The sequence below is a fragment of the Flavimaribacter sediminis genome (assembly GCF_019492055.1).
Taxonomy (GTDB): domain Bacteria; phylum Pseudomonadota; class Alphaproteobacteria; order Rhizobiales; family Rhizobiaceae; genus Flavimaribacter; species Flavimaribacter sediminis.
The window spans coordinates 88,126-106,791 of sequence record NZ_JAICBX010000005.1; the positions used below are offsets into that span (position 1 = coordinate 88,126).

General features: G+C 62.0%; 22 protein-coding genes. 8 read left to right on the forward strand and 14 right to left on the reverse strand.

Annotation, left to right across the window (positions count from 1 at the left end; genetic code table 11):
* Together phnH and phnG are read right to left on the reverse strand one after the other, a co-directional pair.
* On the reverse strand, positions 1–639 hold the full coding sequence (gene phnH / locus K1W69_RS22375) for a phosphonate C-P lyase system protein PhnH (RefSeq protein WP_220230689.1): 639 nt from the start codon (positions 637–639) through the stop codon (positions 1–3).
* On the reverse strand, positions 639–1,121 hold the full coding sequence (phnG, locus tag K1W69_RS22380; RefSeq protein WP_370688293.1) for a phosphonate C-P lyase system protein PhnG: 483 nt from the start codon (positions 1,119–1,121) through the stop codon (positions 639–641). Before phnG ends, phnH begins: the two co-directional genes overlap by 1 nt.
* An 81-nt stretch (positions 1,122–1,202) precedes the next feature.
* On the opposite strand from phnG, the gene phnF reads away from it, so the two are divergent.
* The 3 genes from phnF (at position 1,203) to K1W69_RS22395 (ending at position 2,607) form a co-directional block, all read left to right on the forward strand.
* Complete coding sequence (phnF, locus tag K1W69_RS22385; protein WP_370688294.1) at positions 1,203–1,958, forward strand: phosphonate metabolism transcriptional regulator PhnF; 756 nt, start codon at positions 1,203–1,205, stop codon at positions 1,956–1,958.
* Between the two features lie 78 nt (positions 1,959–2,036).
* The gene (locus K1W69_RS22390) at positions 2,037–2,321 is read left to right on the forward strand and encodes a type II toxin-antitoxin system RelE/ParE family toxin (RefSeq protein ID WP_220230690.1); all 285 of its coding nucleotides are present in this window, start codon (positions 2,037–2,039) and stop codon (positions 2,319–2,321) included.
* Complete coding sequence (locus K1W69_RS22395) at positions 2,293–2,607, forward strand: HigA family addiction module antitoxin (protein ID WP_220230691.1); 315 nt, start codon at positions 2,293–2,295, stop codon at positions 2,605–2,607. Before K1W69_RS22390 ends, K1W69_RS22395 begins: the two co-directional genes overlap by 29 nt.
* 10 nt (positions 2,608–2,617) lie before the next feature.
* Here the strand turns inward: K1W69_RS22395 and K1W69_RS22400 are convergent, their stop codons facing one another.
* On the reverse strand, positions 2,618–3,778 hold the full coding sequence (locus K1W69_RS22400) for an NAD(P)/FAD-dependent oxidoreductase (RefSeq protein WP_220230692.1): 1,161 nt from the start codon (positions 3,776–3,778) through the stop codon (positions 2,618–2,620).
* Here K1W69_RS22400 and mnmC2 point away from each other — a divergent pair.
* The gene (gene mnmC2, locus K1W69_RS22405; protein ID WP_220230693.1) at positions 3,777–4,493 is read left to right on the forward strand and encodes a tRNA (5-methylaminomethyl-2-thiouridine)(34)-methyltransferase MnmC2; all 717 of its coding nucleotides are present in this window, start codon (positions 3,777–3,779) and stop codon (positions 4,491–4,493) included. The genes K1W69_RS22400 and mnmC2 overlap by 2 nt on opposite strands.
* Here mnmC2 and K1W69_RS22410 read toward each other — a convergent pair.
* The 4 genes from K1W69_RS22410 to K1W69_RS22425 all read right to left on the reverse strand — a co-directional run bounded on the left by K1W69_RS22410 (position 4,490) and on the right by K1W69_RS22425 (position 8,981).
* Complete coding sequence (locus tag K1W69_RS22410; RefSeq protein ID WP_220230694.1) at positions 4,490–5,347, reverse strand: ABC transporter permease; 858 nt, start codon at positions 5,345–5,347, stop codon at positions 4,490–4,492. The genes mnmC2 and K1W69_RS22410 overlap by 4 nt on opposite strands.
* Before the next feature lie 3 nt (positions 5,348–5,350).
* Positions 5,351–6,619: an ABC transporter permease gene (locus K1W69_RS22415; protein ID WP_220230695.1), complete on the reverse strand. Its 1,269-nt coding sequence runs from the start codon at positions 6,617–6,619 to the stop codon at positions 5,351–5,353.
* A gap of 71 nt (positions 6,620–6,690) precedes the next feature.
* Positions 6,691–7,785, reverse strand: coding sequence for an extracellular solute-binding protein (locus tag K1W69_RS22420; protein WP_220230696.1), 1,095 nt, complete (start codon positions 7,783–7,785; stop codon positions 6,691–6,693).
* Positions 7,786–7,886: 101 nt separating this feature from the next.
* Entirely contained in the window at positions 7,887–8,981 is a 1,095-nt protein-coding gene (locus K1W69_RS22425) for an ABC transporter ATP-binding protein (RefSeq protein WP_220230697.1), read from the reverse strand.
* Positions 8,982–9,452: 471 nt separating this feature from the next.
* On the opposite strand from K1W69_RS22425, the gene K1W69_RS22430 reads away from it, so the two are divergent.
* The 4 genes from K1W69_RS22430 to K1W69_RS22445 are packed head-to-tail and all read left to right on the forward strand — an operon-like array spanning position 9,453 to position 13,242.
* Positions 9,453–10,259: an ABC transporter ATP-binding protein gene (locus K1W69_RS22430; protein WP_220231018.1), complete on the forward strand. Its 807-nt coding sequence runs from the start codon at positions 9,453–9,455 to the stop codon at positions 10,257–10,259.
* Complete coding sequence (locus K1W69_RS22435; RefSeq protein WP_220230698.1) at positions 10,256–10,960, forward strand: ABC transporter ATP-binding protein; 705 nt, start codon at positions 10,256–10,258, stop codon at positions 10,958–10,960. The genes K1W69_RS22430 and K1W69_RS22435 overlap by 4 nt, the downstream gene beginning before the upstream one ends.
* A 12-nt stretch (positions 10,961–10,972) precedes the next feature.
* On the forward strand, positions 10,973–11,965 hold the full coding sequence (locus tag K1W69_RS22440) for a branched-chain amino acid ABC transporter permease (RefSeq protein ID WP_220230699.1): 993 nt from the start codon (positions 10,973–10,975) through the stop codon (positions 11,963–11,965).
* On the forward strand, positions 11,965–13,242 hold the full coding sequence (locus K1W69_RS22445) for a branched-chain amino acid ABC transporter permease (protein WP_220230700.1): 1,278 nt from the start codon (positions 11,965–11,967) through the stop codon (positions 13,240–13,242). Before K1W69_RS22440 ends, K1W69_RS22445 begins: the two co-directional genes overlap by 1 nt.
* Before the next feature lie 48 nt (positions 13,243–13,290).
* On the opposite strand, the gene K1W69_RS22450 is transcribed toward K1W69_RS22445, so the two are convergent.
* From K1W69_RS22450 to K1W69_RS22480, 7 genes are read right to left on the reverse strand one after another with little or no spacing between them, the layout of a single operon-like run.
* Positions 13,291–13,902 carry a flavin reductase family protein gene (locus tag K1W69_RS22450; RefSeq protein ID WP_220230701.1) on the reverse strand — a complete coding sequence of 204 codons (612 nt, stop codon included), beginning with the start codon at positions 13,900–13,902 and terminating at the stop codon, positions 13,291–13,293.
* A gap of 27 nt (positions 13,903–13,929) precedes the next feature.
* A complete protein-coding gene (locus tag K1W69_RS22455; protein ID WP_220230702.1) occupies positions 13,930–14,730 on the reverse strand; it encodes an SDR family NAD(P)-dependent oxidoreductase in 801 nt (266 codons plus the stop codon).
* Positions 14,727–15,614, reverse strand: a complete 888-nt coding sequence (locus tag K1W69_RS22460) for an amidohydrolase family protein (RefSeq protein ID WP_220230703.1) — start codon at positions 15,612–15,614, stop codon at positions 14,727–14,729. The genes K1W69_RS22455 and K1W69_RS22460 overlap by 4 nt, the downstream gene beginning before the upstream one ends.
* Positions 15,611–16,174, reverse strand: a complete 564-nt coding sequence (locus K1W69_RS22465) for a carboxymuconolactone decarboxylase family protein (RefSeq protein ID WP_220230704.1) — start codon at positions 16,172–16,174, stop codon at positions 15,611–15,613. The genes K1W69_RS22460 and K1W69_RS22465 overlap by 4 nt, the downstream gene beginning before the upstream one ends.
* On the reverse strand, positions 16,171–16,818 hold the full coding sequence (locus K1W69_RS22470; protein ID WP_220230705.1) for a glutathione S-transferase family protein: 648 nt from the start codon (positions 16,816–16,818) through the stop codon (positions 16,171–16,173). Before K1W69_RS22470 ends, K1W69_RS22465 begins: the two co-directional genes overlap by 4 nt.
* Entirely contained in the window at positions 16,815–18,125 is a 1,311-nt protein-coding gene (locus K1W69_RS22475) for a TRAP transporter large permease (RefSeq protein ID WP_220230706.1), read from the reverse strand. The genes K1W69_RS22470 and K1W69_RS22475 overlap by 4 nt, the downstream gene beginning before the upstream one ends.
* Positions 18,122–18,646, reverse strand: coding sequence for a TRAP transporter small permease subunit (locus K1W69_RS22480; RefSeq protein ID WP_220230707.1), 525 nt, complete (start codon positions 18,644–18,646; stop codon positions 18,122–18,124). Before K1W69_RS22480 ends, K1W69_RS22475 begins: the two co-directional genes overlap by 4 nt.
* Positions 18,647–18,666: the final 20 nt, after the last annotated feature.

Genomic DNA, 18,666 nt, shown 5'->3' on the forward strand with positions numbered 1-18,666 from the left:
TCAACTGGCCTCCTTCACGTTGGCGAGCGCTTCCACCCGGGTGGTTCGCGGCAGACCGATAATCGCATCCGGGCCGGCAAGCACGAGATCGACACCGCGCGGAAACTTGCCGCCGTTCGCCTTCCAGAGCGCCGGAAAGGCGTCCGGCAACCCGGTGGGCCGGATAACTGCTCGGTCCTTGATGCCCGGTCCCGTCAACTCGAGCGCCGGACCGCCCTGCAGCGACGGCAGTTGCACGATGAGGGTGGTGGAGCGATCGGGATATTCCTGAGTGCCTTGCGCGAAATTTTCGAAGGAAGAAATGTGTCCGGGATCGGCGAGGATCGCGAAATGCGCGTCCAGCGCCTGATCCGTCAGCGGCGCTGATGTATGGAAGGCGAGCCACGACCGCGCCTTTTCTTCCCGTGCGATGAAAGGCCCCAGCCAGATGACGGTGTCGTGGTCGAACAGGGTCGCCGCAAGCGCGCCTGCGACCGCCGTTAGCGGCGCGGGCGGCGCAACATTCGTCTCGATCGCGTGAAGCACGCCGGGATTTGCCATCGCGTTCATCAGCTGGCGGAAGACCGCCTGCGCCTCGAAAACCGGATTGGCGAAGCCGCCGGTGATCGCCTGCGCCGCATTCCTCTGTGTCGCCGGCATCAGTCTTCTCCCCTGACCATCGTGAAGAAATCCACCTTGGTGGCGGCCGCTTCGGCGGCCCGGCTTTCATTGCGGGCCTGCACGCGCCGGCGCACCGGCGCAAGCACCGCGTCCTCGACGTCGTCACGGGTCTGCTCGTCCTGCCACAGCGCATCGAAGATCGCCGCATACCGGACCTTGCCTTTCGACGTGCCCAGCGCATAGGCGTGGCCCACCTGCCCCGTCGACAATCGCACCGTGGCGCGGGTCACCGTCGCCTCGCCGAAATTGAATGGGGATCCGCCGCCGCCGATCCGTCCTCTCAGCATGACGAGCCCGGTTTCCGGCCCTCTGACCGGCTCAACCTCGGGCTTGTCCCGCCAGTCGCTCCAGGCCGCCTCGAGCTCCGCCTGCGTGGCCCGGGCGAGAACAGCCATCGCCTCGCCTCTCGATGTTTCATCAATTGCAGTTTCGCTGGCCGCCATGTTTTCCTGCTTTGCCATGTCAACACTCAACCTGTCTATTCATCTAGACAACTAGACATTCAATGTGTATAGCAGATAGCGACAGAGGATGACAGCCTTGTGACAACCGATACGATTGAGCGGCGCAGCGGCATTTCGGTTTGGCGACAGATCGCCGACCGGATACGCATGGCGATCAGCGCCGGCGAATTCGACGACACCGGCGCCCTGCCCGGCGAAATGGCGCTGGCGCGGCGATTTCAGGTCAACCGGCATACGGTGAGAAGCGCTATCGCCGCGCTGGCGAACGAAGGTGTGCTTCGCGTGGAACAGGGTCGCGGCACCTTCATCGTAAGGCGATCGCGCCTGAAATACCCGATCGGACGTCGCACGCGTTTCACCGAGGGGTTGGCCGGTCAGGCGCGCGCCCTCGAGGCGCGGTTGAAAGCCGTCCAGAGAAATCCCGCCGACGCTGAAGTCGCCCGCGCGCTGGAGCTCGAAACCGGAGCGCCGGTCATCTGCCTTGAAACCCTGCATTACGCCGACGGCATCCCTGTTTCGTCAGCCCGCAACTGGTTCGACGCAGAGCGCTTTCCGGATATCGGCGATCTCTATCGGGAACTCGGCTCCGTCACCGCCTGCCTCAAACGCCTCGGCGTCGCCGACTATGTGCGCATTTCGACGCGCGTTTCAGCGCATCACGCCGAGCCGGAACTGCTCGACGAGCTCAATCTTTCCGCCGGCGCAGTCGTATTGAAGACGGAAGGCGTCAACGCCGAAATGGACGGAAGACGGCTCGAATATTCAGTCACCTGCTTCGCCGCTGACCGCATAGAACTCGACATCGACCACACTGCGCGCCAGTTCAGCAACTAACGCTCGCCCCAGGCGTCGAAATCCTTCGTCGCCATCATAACGCATTGCGTTATATAACGCTATGCGTTATCTAGGTTCATGATCCGGAATTTCGCTGATTCTGAAACGGAATTGATCTGGTCAGGACGGCGAAGCCGCAAACTGCCGCCGGACATTCAATCGGTGGCGTTACGCAAACTGCGGTTGCTCAATCAGGCGAGAGTGTTGCAGGACATGCGCGCGCCACCTGGAAACCGTCTCGAAGCCCTCAAGGGCGCGCGAGAGGGGCAGCACAGCATCCGTATCAACAACCAGTGGCGTATCTGCTTCGAATGGCAGGACGGAGGACCAACGAATGTCGAAATCGTCGCCTACCACGACTGAGTTTCTGCCGAACCCACACCCCGGCGAGATCCTGCTGGAGGAGTTCCTGAAGCCACTTGGCCTCAGTCAGAACGCGATCGCGCGCGCCCTTCATGTTCCGCCGCGCAGAATCAATGAGATCGTCCTTGGCAAGCGCGCCGTCACAGCCGACACTGATCTTCGTCTCGCGCGCTATTTCGGCATGTCGGAAGGTTTCTTCCTCGGTCTGCAGACGGATTACGAACTGATGGAGCGCCGCCGGGAAATCGAAGCCGATCTGGACACGATCGAACCAAGAGCCGCCTGATCAAGTAGGCTTAGCTCCGGTCTTTTAGATGTGAATCAAGCCGGAAACTCTCCGGCAGCTCCGGCGTCCCACCCGTTGCAAGGTCGATCACGCATTCGGCCATCTTGTGCGCAATGCCGAAGGTGATCTTGAAACCGCCTGTCGCCACAATGATCTCCGGATGGTCCGGGAGCACGCCGATCATCGGGTTGCGGCCGACGGCGCGCGGACGCAGGCCCGCCCAATGCTCGATCACCGGCGCATCGGCGATCGCCGGACAAAGCCGCCGCGCCTTGTCGAGCACCTCATCGAGCGCCGCATCCGTGGAAAAAGGCGCGTCGAACCGCTGCTCGCTGGTGCTGCCGACCGCCACCCGGCCGCCGTCATGCACGATGACATAGGTGCCGTCGTGGAAAACCAGCGGAAGATCGTCGTCAAGCTCCGCCGCAAGCAACGCCGCCTGTCCCTTGACCGGCCGGCCGTAGGAAGCAGCGTCGCCGCCCAGCAGTTGGCCGAGGATCGGGAAGGTCTCGTATCCCGCCGACAGCACTGTCCGACCCGCCATGATCCGTTTGCCGCCCGATGTTTCGACCACGCCGTCGGCGCAGGTCGCAAAGGCCTCGCCCTCGATGATCCGGACGCGGCTCTCGATGCTCCGGCGCAGCGCCGCCAGATAGGATCGCGGATCAATGCGCGCCGCCAGCGTATCGATGACAAGCCCGAGCGGCATGGCGTCCGCCGCCGGCCAGCCCTCGCGCGGAGGCCGCTCGACGATGTCCCAAGCAAAGCCGGTTTCCGGCGTTTTCCAGTTCTGACGCGCCGCGGCGGTCTGTTTGGCGGCGATGTCGGCGAAGCTTTCCTTCCAAAGCGGCATCAGACGGCCGCAACGGCGATAGCCGCAGTCGAGCCCGGTCTCCTCCTCGATTGGGCGCACGAGGCCGGGAAGCGACGTAAGGGCTTCAAACTGGAATCTTTTCTTGGCGTCCCAGCGTTCCGGCAGATGCGGAATGAGCGCGCCGAGCAGCCCGCCGCTGGCGCCTGAACCGACGCGATCTTTCTCGATCAGGATCGCATCGAGCCCCTTCAGGGCGGCGTGGCGCGCGATCCACAGACCGAAAACACCGCCGCCAACAACCAGCAGATCGCATGACAAGTCGGCTGTTCGGGGACTATAGGTGCGGGGCGCAGTCATGAGAGGCAGATCAGTGGGCAATAGCGAAAGCAACAGGGGGCTGGAATGGCATGCAGGTGATATGCCCTACTCAACCCGCTTTGGCGACCATTTTTACGCCCGCAGCGACGGCCGCGCGGAGTGCGCCCATGTCTTCATCGCCGGCAACGGACTGCCGGATCGCTGGCGCGGGCGCGACACATTCACAATCGCCGAACTCGGCTTCGGCACGGGCCTGAACTTTCTGGAGACCTGGCGGCAATGGCGCGAGCACCGCCTTCCCGCGGCGCGTCTGCGCTTCGTCAGCTTCGAGGCCTTTCCCATGCGCGCCGCCGAGATGCGTCGCGCGCTCGGACCCTGGCCACAGCTCGAACCGCTCGCCGACGCCCTCGCCCGCGCCTGGCCAAACGATCCGCCGGACACGATCGCGCAGGATTTCAACGATGGCGTTCGTCTCGAAGTCCATGTCGGAGACGCCCTTCATCGGGTTTGCAACTGGCGGGAATCAGCAGACGCCTGGTATCTCGACGGCTTTGCGCCGGCGCGCAATCCGGAGATGTGGTCGCCGGAGCTGATGCAGTCCGTTTTCGATCACACTGTCGCCGGTGGCGGCTTCGCCACCTATTCCGCGGCGGGCTGGGTCCGCCGCAATCTTGCGGCGGCCGGATTTCAGGTAACGAAGCAACCCGGCTTCGCCGGAAAACGCGACATGAGCGTCGGCGTCCGCCAGGATTAGCCCGGCGTCATGCCGCGCAGGCGTTCGGAGCGGCGGCGCAGCAGTTCGAGCGTCGTGAGCAGCGCAATGGATATTGCCACCAGCAGCGTTGCGACCGCGAGGATCGTCGGCGATATCTGCTCTCGAAGTCCGGTAAACATCTGCCATGGCAGCGTCTTTTGCGCCGCCGATCCAAGGAACAGGACGACCACCACCTCGTCGAAGGAGGTGATGAAGGCGAACAGCGCGCCGGAGACGACGCCCGGCAGGATCAGCGGCATCTGAACCTTGAAGAAGGTGGTCACCGGATTGGCGCCGAGATTGGCCGCCGCCCGCACGAGGCTCTGGTCGAAACCGACAAGGGTGGCCGTCACCGTAATGATGACGAACGGTGTGCCCAGCGCCGCATGCGCCAGAACGACGCCCCAATAGGTGCCCTGCAGGCCGATGCGGGAATAGAAGAAATACATTCCGGCCGCCGAAATGATCAGCGGCACGATCATCGGCGAAATCAGCAAAGCCATGACGGCAGAACGGAAAGGCATGTTGGATTGAGACAGGCCGATGGCGGCGAGCGTGCCGAATGCGGTGGCGAAGATAGTCGCAACCGGAGCGATCGAAAACGAGTTCCACATCGCGGACTGCCAGTCCGGATTGGTGAAAAAGTCGCGATAATGCTTGAGCGAATAGCCTTCCGGGTCCAGCGCCAGCATTTTCGGCGTGAAGGTGAAGAAATCCTCCGCGTTGAAGGACAGCGGAATAATGATCAGAACCGGGAAGATCAGGAAGAAGAAGATCAGCCCGCAAATGACCCGGAACGAGTAGAACCAGGCGCGTTGTCCGGCGGAAGCATAGGGCGGAAGTGCGGAAGCCATGATCTATCCCAGTTTAACGTTGTCGATGCCGACGATCCGGTCGTACAGCCAGTAGAGAACCAGAACCACGGTCAGCAGGATCACGCCGAGCGCCGCCGCCAGTCCCCAGTTGAGCGAAGACGAGATGTGATATGCGATCCGGTTCGAGATGAATATCCCGGAGGTGCCGCCGACCAGTTCCGGCGTAATGTAGTAACCGATCGACAGGATGAAGACGAGAATACTGCCGGCGCCGATACCCGGTATCGTCTGCGGGAAATAGACCCGCCAGAAGGCGTACCAGTCGGAAGCGCCCATGCTTTTGGCGGCCCGCATATAGGTCGGCGAAATCGTTTTCATCACCGAGAACAGCGGCAATATCATGAAGGGCAGCAGGATATGCGTCATCGCAATCACCGTGCCCGTCTGGTTGTTGATCAGCTCCAGTCGCGAATCGTCGGCGACAAGGCCGATCCACACCAGTGTGTCGTTGATCACGCCTTGCTGCTGCAGGAGCACCTTCCAGGCCGATGTGCGCACGAGAAGCGACGTCCAGAACGGCAGCAGCACCAGGATCATCAACAGGTTCGACGTTCGCATCGGCAGGTTGGACAAGAGGAAGGCGATCGGATAGCCGAGCAGAATGCACATCACCGTGATGGTCACGGACAAAAGCATGGTCCGCCAGAACAGGAACAGGTAGATGCGTTCGTCGGACGGCTTGAACTGGAGCCCGTCTTCCGGCGTCCGCTCGGCGTCGACAGCCGCGAGGAAATAGCCTGCCGTGACCGGCGAACTGAACTGCTTGATCACCTGCCAGGTCTTGGGCGTTCCCCAGTCTTCGTCAATATCGATGAACTGTTCGGTATAGTTGCCTTCGTCCATGCGCTTGACGCGCCGGCCCGTTTTACGAAACAGGCTGGACATGCCCGGGTTCTCGTAATTCAGGCGCGATCCGAGACGCGTATGGGTCTTTTGCTCGGCGGCGATCTTGAGGTCGCGCGCCAGCGCTGTGAACACGTCCTCATTCGGGATTTCACCCGAACTCTCATCCCAGGCTTCCAGCGCCACCACGGTCTCGGGCAGTGTTTCGGAAACGATGTCGTTTTCCACCGAACGATAGAGCATATCGGCGATCGGCGCGGTGAAGGTGATGAGAATGAATAACAATAGCGGCGTAACGAGCAGGAATGCGCGCAATTTCTGGCGGCGCGTGGCGCGCGCTATACTGACCTTCAGCGGGACTCCGTCCTGGGTCGTCAGCACTGGGCTTGTCTCTGCCGTATCCGTCATCGTTCCGCCTGAAATCTCTAAAATTCCGATAGGAGAGAGGACGGGGAAGCCCCCGTCCTCCATTGGTCAGTTTACTGGGTCAACCAGGCCTGGAACTTCGCATCCAGATCGTCGCGATTGTCAGCCCACCATTCGTAGTTATAGAGGAAGGTGTTCTTCGCGTTGTTCGGATCGGTCGGCATATGCGGAGCCATTTCGATACCGAGATCGGCGTGCTTGCCGACGAGCGGAGCGGAAGACTTGCGGGCCGGACCGTACGAGATGTACTTGGCCTGGTCGGCAAGGCGCTGCGTGTCGGTTGCGAAGTAGATGTAGTCCATGGCTGCTTTCAGACGATCTTCCGGCAGGCCGGCGGGAATGATCCAGCCGTCCAGGTCGAACACCTGTGCGTCCCAGAGCATGGCGACCGGCTGATCCTGCTCCTCGATGACCGAGAACAGACGACCGTTGTAGGTCGAGCCCATGACGACTTCGCCGTCGGCCAGAAGCTGTGGCGTTTCGGCGCCGGCCGACCACCAGATGACATCGTCCTTGATGGTGTCGAGCTTGGCCAGAGCCTGGTCGACGCCTTCCGGCGTAGACAGCACGTCATAGATATCTTCCTTCGCAACGCCGTCGCAAAGCAGAGCCCATTCGACGTTGTTGATCGGACGCTTTTCAAGCGAACGCTTGCCCGGATACTTCTCCGTGTCGAAAACCGCGCAAATGTCCGTCGGCGGCTCGTCGCCAACCTTGTCCGTGCGGTAGCCGAAGGTCGTCGAATAGACGATCTGCGGAATGAAGCACTCGGAAACCAGCAGGTCGCCGAAGTCTTCGGAAGCAGGCGTGCCGTCCGGAGCCGGAGCCAGATCCTTGTCCGGGTCGATCTCGACAGCCAGGCCTTCGTCGCAGAGACGGATGGCGTCGGATGCGACGACGTCAACAACGTCCCAGGTCACATTGCCGGCTTCGTTCATGGCGCGCAATTTGGCGACCGCCTCGTTGGACGATTCGTCGTTGATGATGTTCACATCCGGATGCATTGCCATGTAGGGCTTGTGATAGGCGTTGTTCTGGGAATCGGAATATGCGCCGCCCCAGGATACGATCGTCATATCCTCTGCAAATGCCGCAGGAACGCTCATTGTGAGCGCCGTCGCGGCGATCAGAAGAGATTTGAGTTTCATTTTATGCTCCCTTTTTGGAATTGGTCCGGGCTGTGGGTGCTCCGGACGCATACACGGGCATTGATTTTTCCCAATGCCCAACTTGTGGCCATGCAAATGGCCTAACCGACCGGATCGAGCGCTTTGCAATCACGCGCATACCAGCCGATGTTGATATCCTGGCCCTCGGAGAGCTTGCGCTCGCCGGACCGGTTGCGAACCTTGACGATGAATTCATCATTGCCGGCAACCTTCATCCGGACGCGCAGATGGTCTCCGAGATAGATCATGTCCTCGATCTTCCCAGGAACGATGTTTTCCATGGCGTCGTCCGGCACCGTCTCGATGCGCTCCGGCCGCAGCGACAGAGTCGTGCGGTGTCCGACGCCGTCGACATTGACCCTTTCAGCCTTCAGCTCGGTTCCGTCGTCCAGCTTGACGTCGCAGATATTGTCGTTGATCGCCGTTACGGTGCCGTTCATCTTGTTGTTTTCACCGATGAACTGGGCGACGAAGGAGTTCTGCGGCTCCTCGTACAGCATATCCGGCGCGGAAAGCTGCTGGATCACACCGTCGTTGAACACGGCGACGCGGTCCGACATGGTCAGCGCCTCGGTCTGGTCATGCGTCACGTAGACGACCGTCACGCCGAGGTTTTCGTGGATTTGCTTGATTTCGTACTGCATCTGCTCGCGCAGCTGCTTGTCGAGCGCGCCAAGCGGCTCGTCCATGAGCACCAGATCCGGCTCGAACACCAGGGCGCGGGCGACGGCGACGCGCTGCTGCTGGCCGCCGGAAAGCTGCGCCGGACGGCGCGAGCCGAATTGCGGCAGCTCAACCATTTCCAGGGCGCGCTTGACCTTTTCCTCCTGCTCGGCGCGGCTCATGCTGCGCACCTGAAGCGGAAAGGCGAGATTTTCCGCAACCGTCATGTGCGGAAACAGCGCGTAGTTCTGGAACACCATGCCGACGCCGCGTTTGTGCGGCGGCACGTTGTTGATCGGCTTGTCGTTGAGGTAGATTTCGCCGTGGCTGGCGGGCTCGAAACCGGCCAGCATCATCAGACATGTCGTCTTGCCGGAGCCGGACGGCCCGAGCATGGTCAGGAACTCGCCCGCCTCGATGTCCAGATTCAGGTCTTTCACGACAAGCGAAACGCCATCATAGCTCTTTTGCACTTGATCAAAGCGTACGCTCGCGCCTCTGTCACCTGCCATGCATCAGTCCCCTCGAAGATTTGTCCGCGTTCAGAACAAACGCAGCCTGCCGCCGCGTCGGCTCCTGAACCGAACCCACGTTGAATTTCTTTTCGGCCCGCGCCGGAATTTCAGCGACGCGCCCGTAGGTAGCGGTGGAAGTTTCATGCGACCGGGAGCGGGCCCGGAAGTGCATTGGGCACAATTCGCTCTTCCGGCGCGCACCGTTAATCGGCGGCCGGACTGTTGGCGGCATCATGCATTCCCCATTAATCGCCTTTGTGGCGTTTATTATCATGGCGACATAGCATGTTCATTTTTGCGGCGAGATCAACCCGCAAACAAGAACTGAATTTTTCTGTTTGCGACAAATTTGTGCACTGATTGTATTCTAGCCCTCGCCGCGCCACTTCCCATCGGGCTTCGGCGGTGTTAATGGGACAAAAAACGGTCCAACGAGACCAAAAAGAATACCGGGGAAGCATGACGAACATCATCGATGTCAGAAACGTCACCAAGCGTTTCGGTGGGTTTTACGCAGTCGACGACTGCAGCCTCTCGGTTGAAAAAGGCTCCATCACCGGGCTGATCGGGCCGAACGGCGCAGGCAAGACCACGCTCTTCAACATCGTCGCAGGCGCCTTTTCCCCGACTTCGGGCCAAATCCTGCTCGACGGCCAGGACGTTACAGGCCTGCCGGCGCACGCGCTGTTCGGCCGCGGCCTGCTCAGAACCTTCCAGATCGCCCACGAGTTCTCGCACATGACGGTGACGGAGAACCTGATGATGGTGCCCGAGCACCAGCCGGGCGAACATCTCGCTTCGGCATGGTTTCGTCCGGGCGCCGTCGGCCAGCGTGAATCAGAGGTGCGCCAGAAAGCCGAGGAAGTGCTCGACTTCCTCAAGATCGGCCACGTGAAGAACGAGCTCGCCGGCAACCTGTCCGGCGGCCAGAAGAAGTTGCTGGAGCTCGGCCGCACCATGATGGTCGACGCCAAGGTCGTCCTCCTCGACGAGATAGCCGCCGGCGTCAACCGCACGCTGCTCAACGACCTGGTGGACAATATCGAGCGCCTCAACCGGGAGTTCGGCTACACCTTCTTCGTGATCGAGCACGACATGGACATGATCGCGCGGCTGTGCGACCCGGTCATCGTCATGGCATCCGGCTCGGTAATGACCCAGGGCCATATCGCCGATATCCAGCGCGACGAAGCCGTGATCGAGGCCTATTTCGGCGGCTCGCCCACCGGCAACGCCACCACCAGCGCAGACCATGCCGCGGGCGCTGCGCCATGAGCCTTCTGAAGATTTCCAACCTGCACGCCGGCTATGGACAGATGTCGATCCTCAAAGGCGTCGACATGGCGCTGGAAGCAGGCGAGATCGGCGTCATCGTCGGCCCCAACGGCGCCGGCAAGTCGACGACGCTCAAGGCCATCTTCGGCATGCTGAACATAACGGAAGGCTCGATCGAATTCGACGGCGAGGACATCACCGGTATCCGCTCCGAAGCGCTGGCCGCCCACCGCATCGCCTTCGTTCCGCAGGAAAACAACGTGTTCCACACATTGACGGTGCACGAGAACCTGGAGATGGGCGCCTATATCAGGCGCGATGATTTCAGCCGGGTCATGGACCACGTCTATGAGATCTTCCCGCCGCTGAAGGAAAAGCGCCGCCAGCCGGCCGGCGAACTGTCGGGCGGCCAGCGGCAGATGGTCGCCTTCGGCCGCGCGCTGATGATCGAGCCGAAGCTGATCCTGCTCGACGAACCGACGGCCGGTCTTTCGCCGATGTTCATGTCGCAAATCTTCGACCGGGTGATCGCCATCAACAAGACCGGCGTCACCGTCGCCATGGTCGAGCAGAACGCAAAACAGGCGCTCGCCATCGCGCACAAGGGATTTGTGCTCGCCAATGGCGCCAACTCATTCACCGACACGGGCAGAAATCTCCTCGAGAACCCCGAAGTCGCCAAGAGCTTCCTTGGCGGATAGCGGGAGGACCACGTGAACGATCTCGTCTTTTTCATCAACAAGGGCCTCTTGTCCGGGATGATCATCGGTTCGATCTATGCCATGGGCGCGATCGGCGTTACCATGATCTTCGGCATCCTGCGCTTCGCCCATTTCGCGCATGGCGACATGATGACGCTTGGCGCCTTCGTGACGCTTATCATCGCCGCGCTTCTGGCGTCCGCCGGCGTTGTCCTGCCCTGCCCGATCGCCTTCGCGGCGATCATTCCGGCGATGGCCGTCACCGCGGTTCTCGCGATTGGCCTCGACAGGATTTTCTACAAGCCGCTGCGCAACGCCGGCGCCAGGCCGGTTGTCCTCGTCATGGCCTCGGTCGGCGTCACCCTCATGCTGCAGGGGCTGATCCGCCTCTTTGCCGGCGTGCGCGCCCGCGACATGTTCATCGACCAGCCGAAAGATATCTTCCAGATACCCTTCCCTGGCGCGACGCGCGCAGTAATCCTGACGGAGCCGCAAATCGTGCTGATCGGCTTCACCGTCGTCGCGGTGCTGGCGCTGCACCTGTTTCTGACGCGCTCGCGTCTCGGCAAGGCGATGCGCGCGGTCTCCGACAATCCGGAGCTCGCCCGCATCACCGGCATCAACACCAATCACGTCGTGTGGGCCACCTGGATCATCGGCGGCGGGCTTGCCTGCGCCGCCGGCTCGCTTCTTTCCATGGACGTAACGCTGAAGCCTGACCTCTCCTTCAACATCCTGCTGCCGATCTTCGCGGCGACCATCGTCGGCGGAATCGGTCAGCCATACGGGGCGATCGCCGGCGGTTTCCTCGTCGGCTTTTGCGAAACGCTCGCTGTCTTCAACTGGTCGGTGCTCCTGCGTCCGATCAAGGACAGCCTGTGGTTCGAATTGCCGCGCAACATGGCGCTGGTGCCCACCGAGTACAAGCTGATGGTGCCGTTCCTGATCCTGATCATCGTGCTGATCTACCGCCCGACCGGCATTTTCCGCGGGAGGGTGCTCTGATGGAAGGAAACCTGTTCGACCGCAACCGCCGCGACCTGATCCTGTTCGCCGGTCTTGCCCTTCTCGTCGCCGTTATCTTCCTCACTCAAGGCAGCGTCTATTCGCTGCGCATGCTGGTGGAAGCCGGCTGCTATGCGATGATCGCGCTCGGGCTCACAATACAGTGGGGCTACGCCGGTCTTTTCAATGTCGGCGTCATGGGCTTCATCGCCGCCGGCGCCGCCTCTTCGGTGCTCATCACCTTCCCCACCAATCCGGATTTCTGGAATTCCAACGGCCCGCAGCTGGTCGGCATATTCCTCGTCAAGCTGGCCTTCAGCGCGGCTCTCCTGTGGCTCGCCAATATTTCCGGCCGTTTCGGCGCAGGCCGCCGGCTGCGCGGTTTGCTGATCGTCATCGCCATCGCCGTCGCCTATCTCGTGCTGTCGGCGCACATGACGGTGATGGCCGAGCAGATCGAGGCGAACAGCGGCTGGATCGGCGGGCTGGGACTACCCGTCCTCGTCGGCTGGATCGTCGCCGGCGTCGTCGCCGGAATCATCGCCTGGTTCGTCGGCAAGATCTGCCTGGGGCTACGCTCGGATTATCTGGCGATCGCGACGCTCGGCATCGCCCAGATCATCAAGCACTTCTTGAAGAACGCCGACTGGCTGACCCGCGGCACGCTCACCGTCTCGCCGCTTCCATGGCCGGTCGAGACGCCGAGCGGCGGCGAATTCATCATGGCGCGCGCCTCCTATCTCAGCTTGGTGGCGATCGCCGTCGTCATCATCTATCTGCTTCTCGAGCGCGCCTACAATGCGCCCTGGGGCCGGATGATGCGGGCGATCCGCGACAACGAGACCGCGGCCGAGGCGATGGGCAAGAACGTCACCAGCCGCCGCATCGAGATATTCGTGCTTGGCAGCGTGCTGATGGGCTTCGGCGGCGCAATGCTCATCCACTTCGCCTCCATCTACGATCCGTCCGGCTTCCTCGATCTCAACCACACCTTTCTGATCTGGGTGATGGTGATCCTCGGCGGCTCGGGCAACAACCGCGGCGCCATTTTCGGCGCGATCTTCGTCTACATCGTCTGGGTCATGTCAGAGCCGATCACGCTCGCCCTTTTCGACGTCATCCGAACCTACGGCGTCGCCTGGTTCGACTGGGAGCCGCCGTCGGATTTCAACAGCCGTGCGCTGCAGATGCGCGTCTTCGTCATCGGCCTCACCATAACGCTGGTGTTGCGCTTCGCGCCCCGCGGCCTGCTGCCTGAGCGCCAGGCGCGGCATTAGCAATAACGATCAGGCAGGGATTGCGCGAGTTCGCGATCGCGTGACCGCTCAAACAGCTTTGGCGTCGTCGGGACGCATCAGTTCCCAGGCTTCGGTCACCGTTGCATAGTCCCGATATCCCATGCGCGCGATCGGGCGGGCGCTGGCCGTGTCGAACCGGCCGTCGCGTATATATTCATCGCGAATATGCGTGTGCACGACCTGACCGATGACGAAAAAGCGGTTGATCGGATTGCCGTCCTTGTCGCTCAGCTGGGTCGCCGACACCGTGATGCATTCCATCGCCGCCGGGCTTTCGGCGACAAAGGGCGTCGAAATCTCGACCGGTTCGCCGAGCGTGAGACCGGCCAGCTTGAATTCGTTCGCGCCGTCGGGAACCGACCCGGAAGATATGTTCATGGCGTCCGCAAGCGCTTCCGTGGCAAGCGATATGGTGAACTCGCCGCGGTCGCGGGCGTTCGTGAAGGAGTGCTTGGCGCCTTCGCTCGAAAATCCGATCATGTTCGGCGTGGCGCCGAGACCGGCGAAGAAGGAATAGGGAGCGAGATTGGGCACGCCGTCGGCGTTGCGCGTCCCGATCCAGCCGATGGGTCTCGGCGCGATGATCGCCTTGAAAGGGTCGAATTTGAGCGCCTCCGGGCGCTCGTCGCCATAATGCATGTTCGGTCTTTCCTGCTCGTTGTCCCGTCAGTCGCAGCGCACGGTCATACCGCCGTCCACCACGATTTCGGTCCCGGTGATGAATCGGGCTTCGTCGGAAGCGAGGAAGAGCGCCGCATTGGCTGTGTCCCGTCCGTCGCCCATGAAACCCAAAGGAATACGCTTCAATCGCGCGGCAAGCAACGCATCGACGTCGCCGCCGGCGCGCTGGCCGGCGAGACGGGCCTCGACCATAGGCGTGTGAAGCTGACCCGGCACGACCGTGTTCACCCGAACGCCCTTCGGCGCGTATTCCACGGCGACCACGCGCGAAAACTGGATCACGGCGGCTTTTGTCGCCGCATAGGCGCTTTGCGCCGCGCCTGTCCACCGCAGACCCGACGTCGAGGACGTGTTGACGATTGCGCCGTTTCCGCGTTCGGACATATGGGGAAGAACGGCGCGACAGGTGAGGTAGACGGATTTGAGATTGAAGTCGACCTGCCGGTCCCAGACCTCTTCTTCCATGTCCACCGGGCCGCCCCTGGCGGATCCGCCGACATTGTTGACCAGAATATCGACTTGTCCGTAGCGCGCGATACCGGCGGCCACCATCGCCTCCACCGAGCCGCGATCCGTGACGTCGCAAAGATGCGGTTCTATTTCGCCGCCGGCGTCGCGCACGCGCTCAAGCGTCTCTTCCATGGTGTCGGCCTTCAGATCGACCGCAAAGATCCGGGCGCCTTCCTCGGCGAACCGGACACAGGCCGCGCGTCCGTTTCCCCATCCCGGGCCAACGCAGCCTGCGCCCGTGACAATCGCGACCTTGCCTTCCAGGCGCCCGCTCATTGCCGAGCCGTATCTTCGCCAAAGGCGTAGAGCCGCTGTGGATTATCCACGAGAAGCGCCTGCCTTGCGCCTTCCGAAGGCGCGAACGCGCCGATCAGGTCCACCAGGCCGCCGTCGTCAGGCGGATCGGCCCGGAAATTGGGATGCGGCCAGTCGGTTCCCCACAGCACCCGGTCCGGATAGGTCTCGACCAGCTTCCGGGCGAATGGAAGTGCGTCGGCGTAGGGCGGGTCCAGCCGCGACGCCCGCTCGCATCCCGACACCTTGACCCAGACATGTTCGTTTTCAAGCAGCTTGAGCAGTTGCGCGAACGGCGCCTGATCGATGCCCTTCGAAGCGTCGATGCGCCCCATGTGATCGACGACGACAGGTATGGGCAGCGCCGCAAGCACCGGCGCCAGCTCCGCGATAAGCCGGTCTTCCATGTGGATCAGCAAATGCCAGTTCGCGTCCGCCAGTCGTTTCGACAGGGCGCGAAGCGCGTCCGGATCGGCGCCGGGCGCAAGATGCGACATGTAGTTGAAGCGCAATCCCCGGAAACCCTGTTCGGCAAGTTCGGCGATATGGCTGTCTGGAATGTCGGGCGGCGCAAGCGCGACGCCGAGATAGCGCCCGGGGCGAGCGGCGATCGCGTCGGCCACCACCGTGTTGTCGAAGCCATGGCAACCGGACTGAACGATGACGCAGCGCTCGATACCCAGCATGTCATGCAGTTCAAAAAGCTTTTCCTTCGGCGCATCGCCCGGCTTGAAGCCGCTTTCCGGCGCATAAGGGAAACGGTCGACGGGACCGAAGACATGGCAATGAGTGTCCGTCGCGCCCGCCGGCAGCTGCAGCTGCGGCGTGGAAGGCGACGGATTCCAGGTGATCGGCGCGTCGTTCATGTCAGCTCTTTCGTCGCATCGGATGGAGGTGAAATGCGGAAGATGTTCAGCGTCAGCGAAATCAGGCTGTAATAGCCGAGGACGCCAACCAGATCGACAAGCCGGTCCACGCCGAGGGTCTTTTCGGCTCTTGCGTAAAGGGCGTCGGTCACCTGCCTTGTCTCCATGGCCGCGCTCGTGAAGGCATGCACGACTTCCTCCTCCTCGCTGGCGAAAGGCGGGGCGGTCCGGTTCCGTATCGCTTCGACCACCGCTTCGGAAAGACCGGCGTCGAGCGCATGTTTCCTGTGGGCGCACCACTCATATTCGGCGTCCCAGATCCGGGCGATCGTCAGGATCGCCAGTTCCGACAGCCGCGGCTCGAGCTTTGAATCATAGCGGCAGTATCGGCCGAGTTCCTGCGCGCGCGCCGCAAGTTCCGGCCGGTGAAGCCAGACCGCAAGCGGTCCACGAACGCCGCCTCGAGGGCCGGACGCGATCGCCTCGTGAATTTCCTTCTGGCGCGCGTCGTAACGGGACGGATCAGGCGCGCCCAGTCGCTGTTCGGGCCAGTCGGTCATTTCGGGGGCTCCGTATTGTTGAACGCGGGCTCCGACGCCGCAAATGCATCCAGCCATTCGACGAGCTGCGGCCACCGGGCGCGCCAGTCGACAGGCTTTCGCCAGTCAAGATAGCCGAGCGCACATGCAAGTGAAATCGAGACCAGGTCGGTATGCGTCGGATCCGGTGGGCAGTCGGACAGATCGCCGAGCGCCCTGGCGAGCTTGCCGTGCTGATGCTCGAGCCAGCGATCTGACTTCTGGGATTCGTCCCGGAAACGTCCCTCATAGACGATCAGCAACGCCGCATCGGCAACCCCGTCGGCGAGACAGGACCGGGTCAGACAGACGAAGCGCTCAAGTCCGCCTGTCGGGCAAAGCCGCCCGCCGCCGCCCAGCATGTCAAGATATTCAAGGATAACCCGGCTATCGTAAAGCACGGCGTCGTCCAACAGCAGGCACGGCATCTTGCCGAGAGGGTTCTGCAGGCGCAGATCGTCCCCGGCGTCGAGCGTGTCGGCCGACTGGATATCGATGGCGTCCGCGAGACCGAGCACCTCGGCGGCCATGCGCACCTTGCGCCCGAATGGCGAGGTCAGTGTCGAGCGGAGGACTGCGCGACTGGTCGGCTCGCAGCCGCTCAATGCGTTCAGTGTGCTGGTCATTTCATCGTTTCCGGCAGGAACAGGGCGATCTGCGGGAACAGGCACAAAAGGATCAGCATGGCGAAACCGGCGAGAACGAACGGCACGAGACCGCGAAAGATCTGCTCCAGTCTCACCCGGCCTTCCGACGCCGCCTGCACCACGAAACAGTTGATGCCGACCGGCGGCGTCACGGCGCCGATCTCGACCAGGAGAACGACGAAGATGCCGAACCAGATCGGATCGAAGCCGAGCGACATCATCACCGGATGGGTGATCGGCAGCGTGATCGCAAGCAGCGCCGGCGCATCCATCATCATGCCGAGCGCAAGATAGATCAGCGACACCAGAACCACGATGACCCAGCGATTGACCTCCAGTCCGGTCAGATATCCGCCAACGGCGTTGGCGACGCCGGACAACGCCAGGAACTTGGAAAACAGCAGCGCGCAGATCAGGATGGCGAAAATCATCGCCGAAGTGCGGATTGTCTCCAGCAGCGTCTTCTTCAGTTCGACGCCCTTCAGGCCGCGATGTCGGATAATCGCAAGCAGGAAGGTGAAGGCCGCGCCGATGGCGCCGGCTTCGGTGGGCGTGAATATGCCCAGATACAAACCCGCCACGATCACCATGATGACGAGAACCAGCGGGCCGGCGAGGCGCAGGGACGCCAGCTTTTCCCGCAGGGTGAAATGCTGATGCTGCAACGGCGCGAGCTTCGGGTTTCGAAAGACGGTCAGCCAGATCGCAATGCAGAGCACGATCGAAAAGACGATGCCGGGAATGAAACCGGCGATCAGCAGTGAACCGATCGAGCTGTCCGTCAGGATTCCGTAGACGACGACCAACGCCGATGGCGGTATCATGACAGCCAATGTGCCGGCGATCGCGATAGACGCCGAGGCGAGGCTCTTGTCATAGCCGCGATCCAGCATCTGGGGGAGCGCCAGCTTCGTGAACACCGTCGCCGTTCCTACAGAGGATCCGGACGCAGCCCCGAACGCCGCCGCGCCGAGGGTCGTCGAAATGGCAAGGCCGCCGCGCAGGTTGCCGAGCCATTTGGTCGTCGCCTCGAACAGGTCCTCGCCCAGCCCTGCGCGCATGGCGAAGAAGCCCATCAGCAGGAAAAGCGGAATGACCGAGAAATGAAAAGAATGGGTGGTGTCGAAGAAGACCGTGCCGAGGATCGCCGTCGCGGCCTTGAATCCGACGAGGGAGGCGAGGCCGAAGGCGCCCACCAGCCCGAGCGCAACCATGACATTGACGCCGAGCAGGATCGTGGCGAACAGCGCGACAACGCCAAGCATGCCGATCGAAAGCGAACTCATTGCGCTTCTCCCGCTTCGTCACCGGCCAGTTTTCCGCCCATGGCGCAGTAAATCGCATCAAGAAGGAACTGGATGGCGAGCAGCGCCAAACCGAAGAACACCGCGAACTTGACCGGCCATATCGGAAAGCGGATCGAGCCGCGTTCCAGTTCGCCGATCGCAAAACTCTTCATTGCCATGTTCCATCCCGCATAGGCGGCCCAGGCGAAGAGCAGCGCGCCAAGCAGCATGGCGATGACCTTGACGAAACGCTGCAGCGGCGCCGGAAAATGCTGGGTCAGGAGAACGACCTTGATGTGCTCGCCCTTCAGCTGGGTCAGCGCCAGCGACAGGAAAATCATCAGTGGCAAGGCGCTTTCCGTCAGTTCAAGCGTGCCTGCAATCGGCTCGTTGAAGATGAAACGGAGAAGCGCGTTGGCGACGACGAGACACATGACGGCAAAGGTCAGGATACCGGCCAGCAAGCCGCACTGGGTCAACACCACGCCATAGGATGCGCGCAGACGCTCAAGATTTTTCATCGATTTCGCGGTCCCTGATA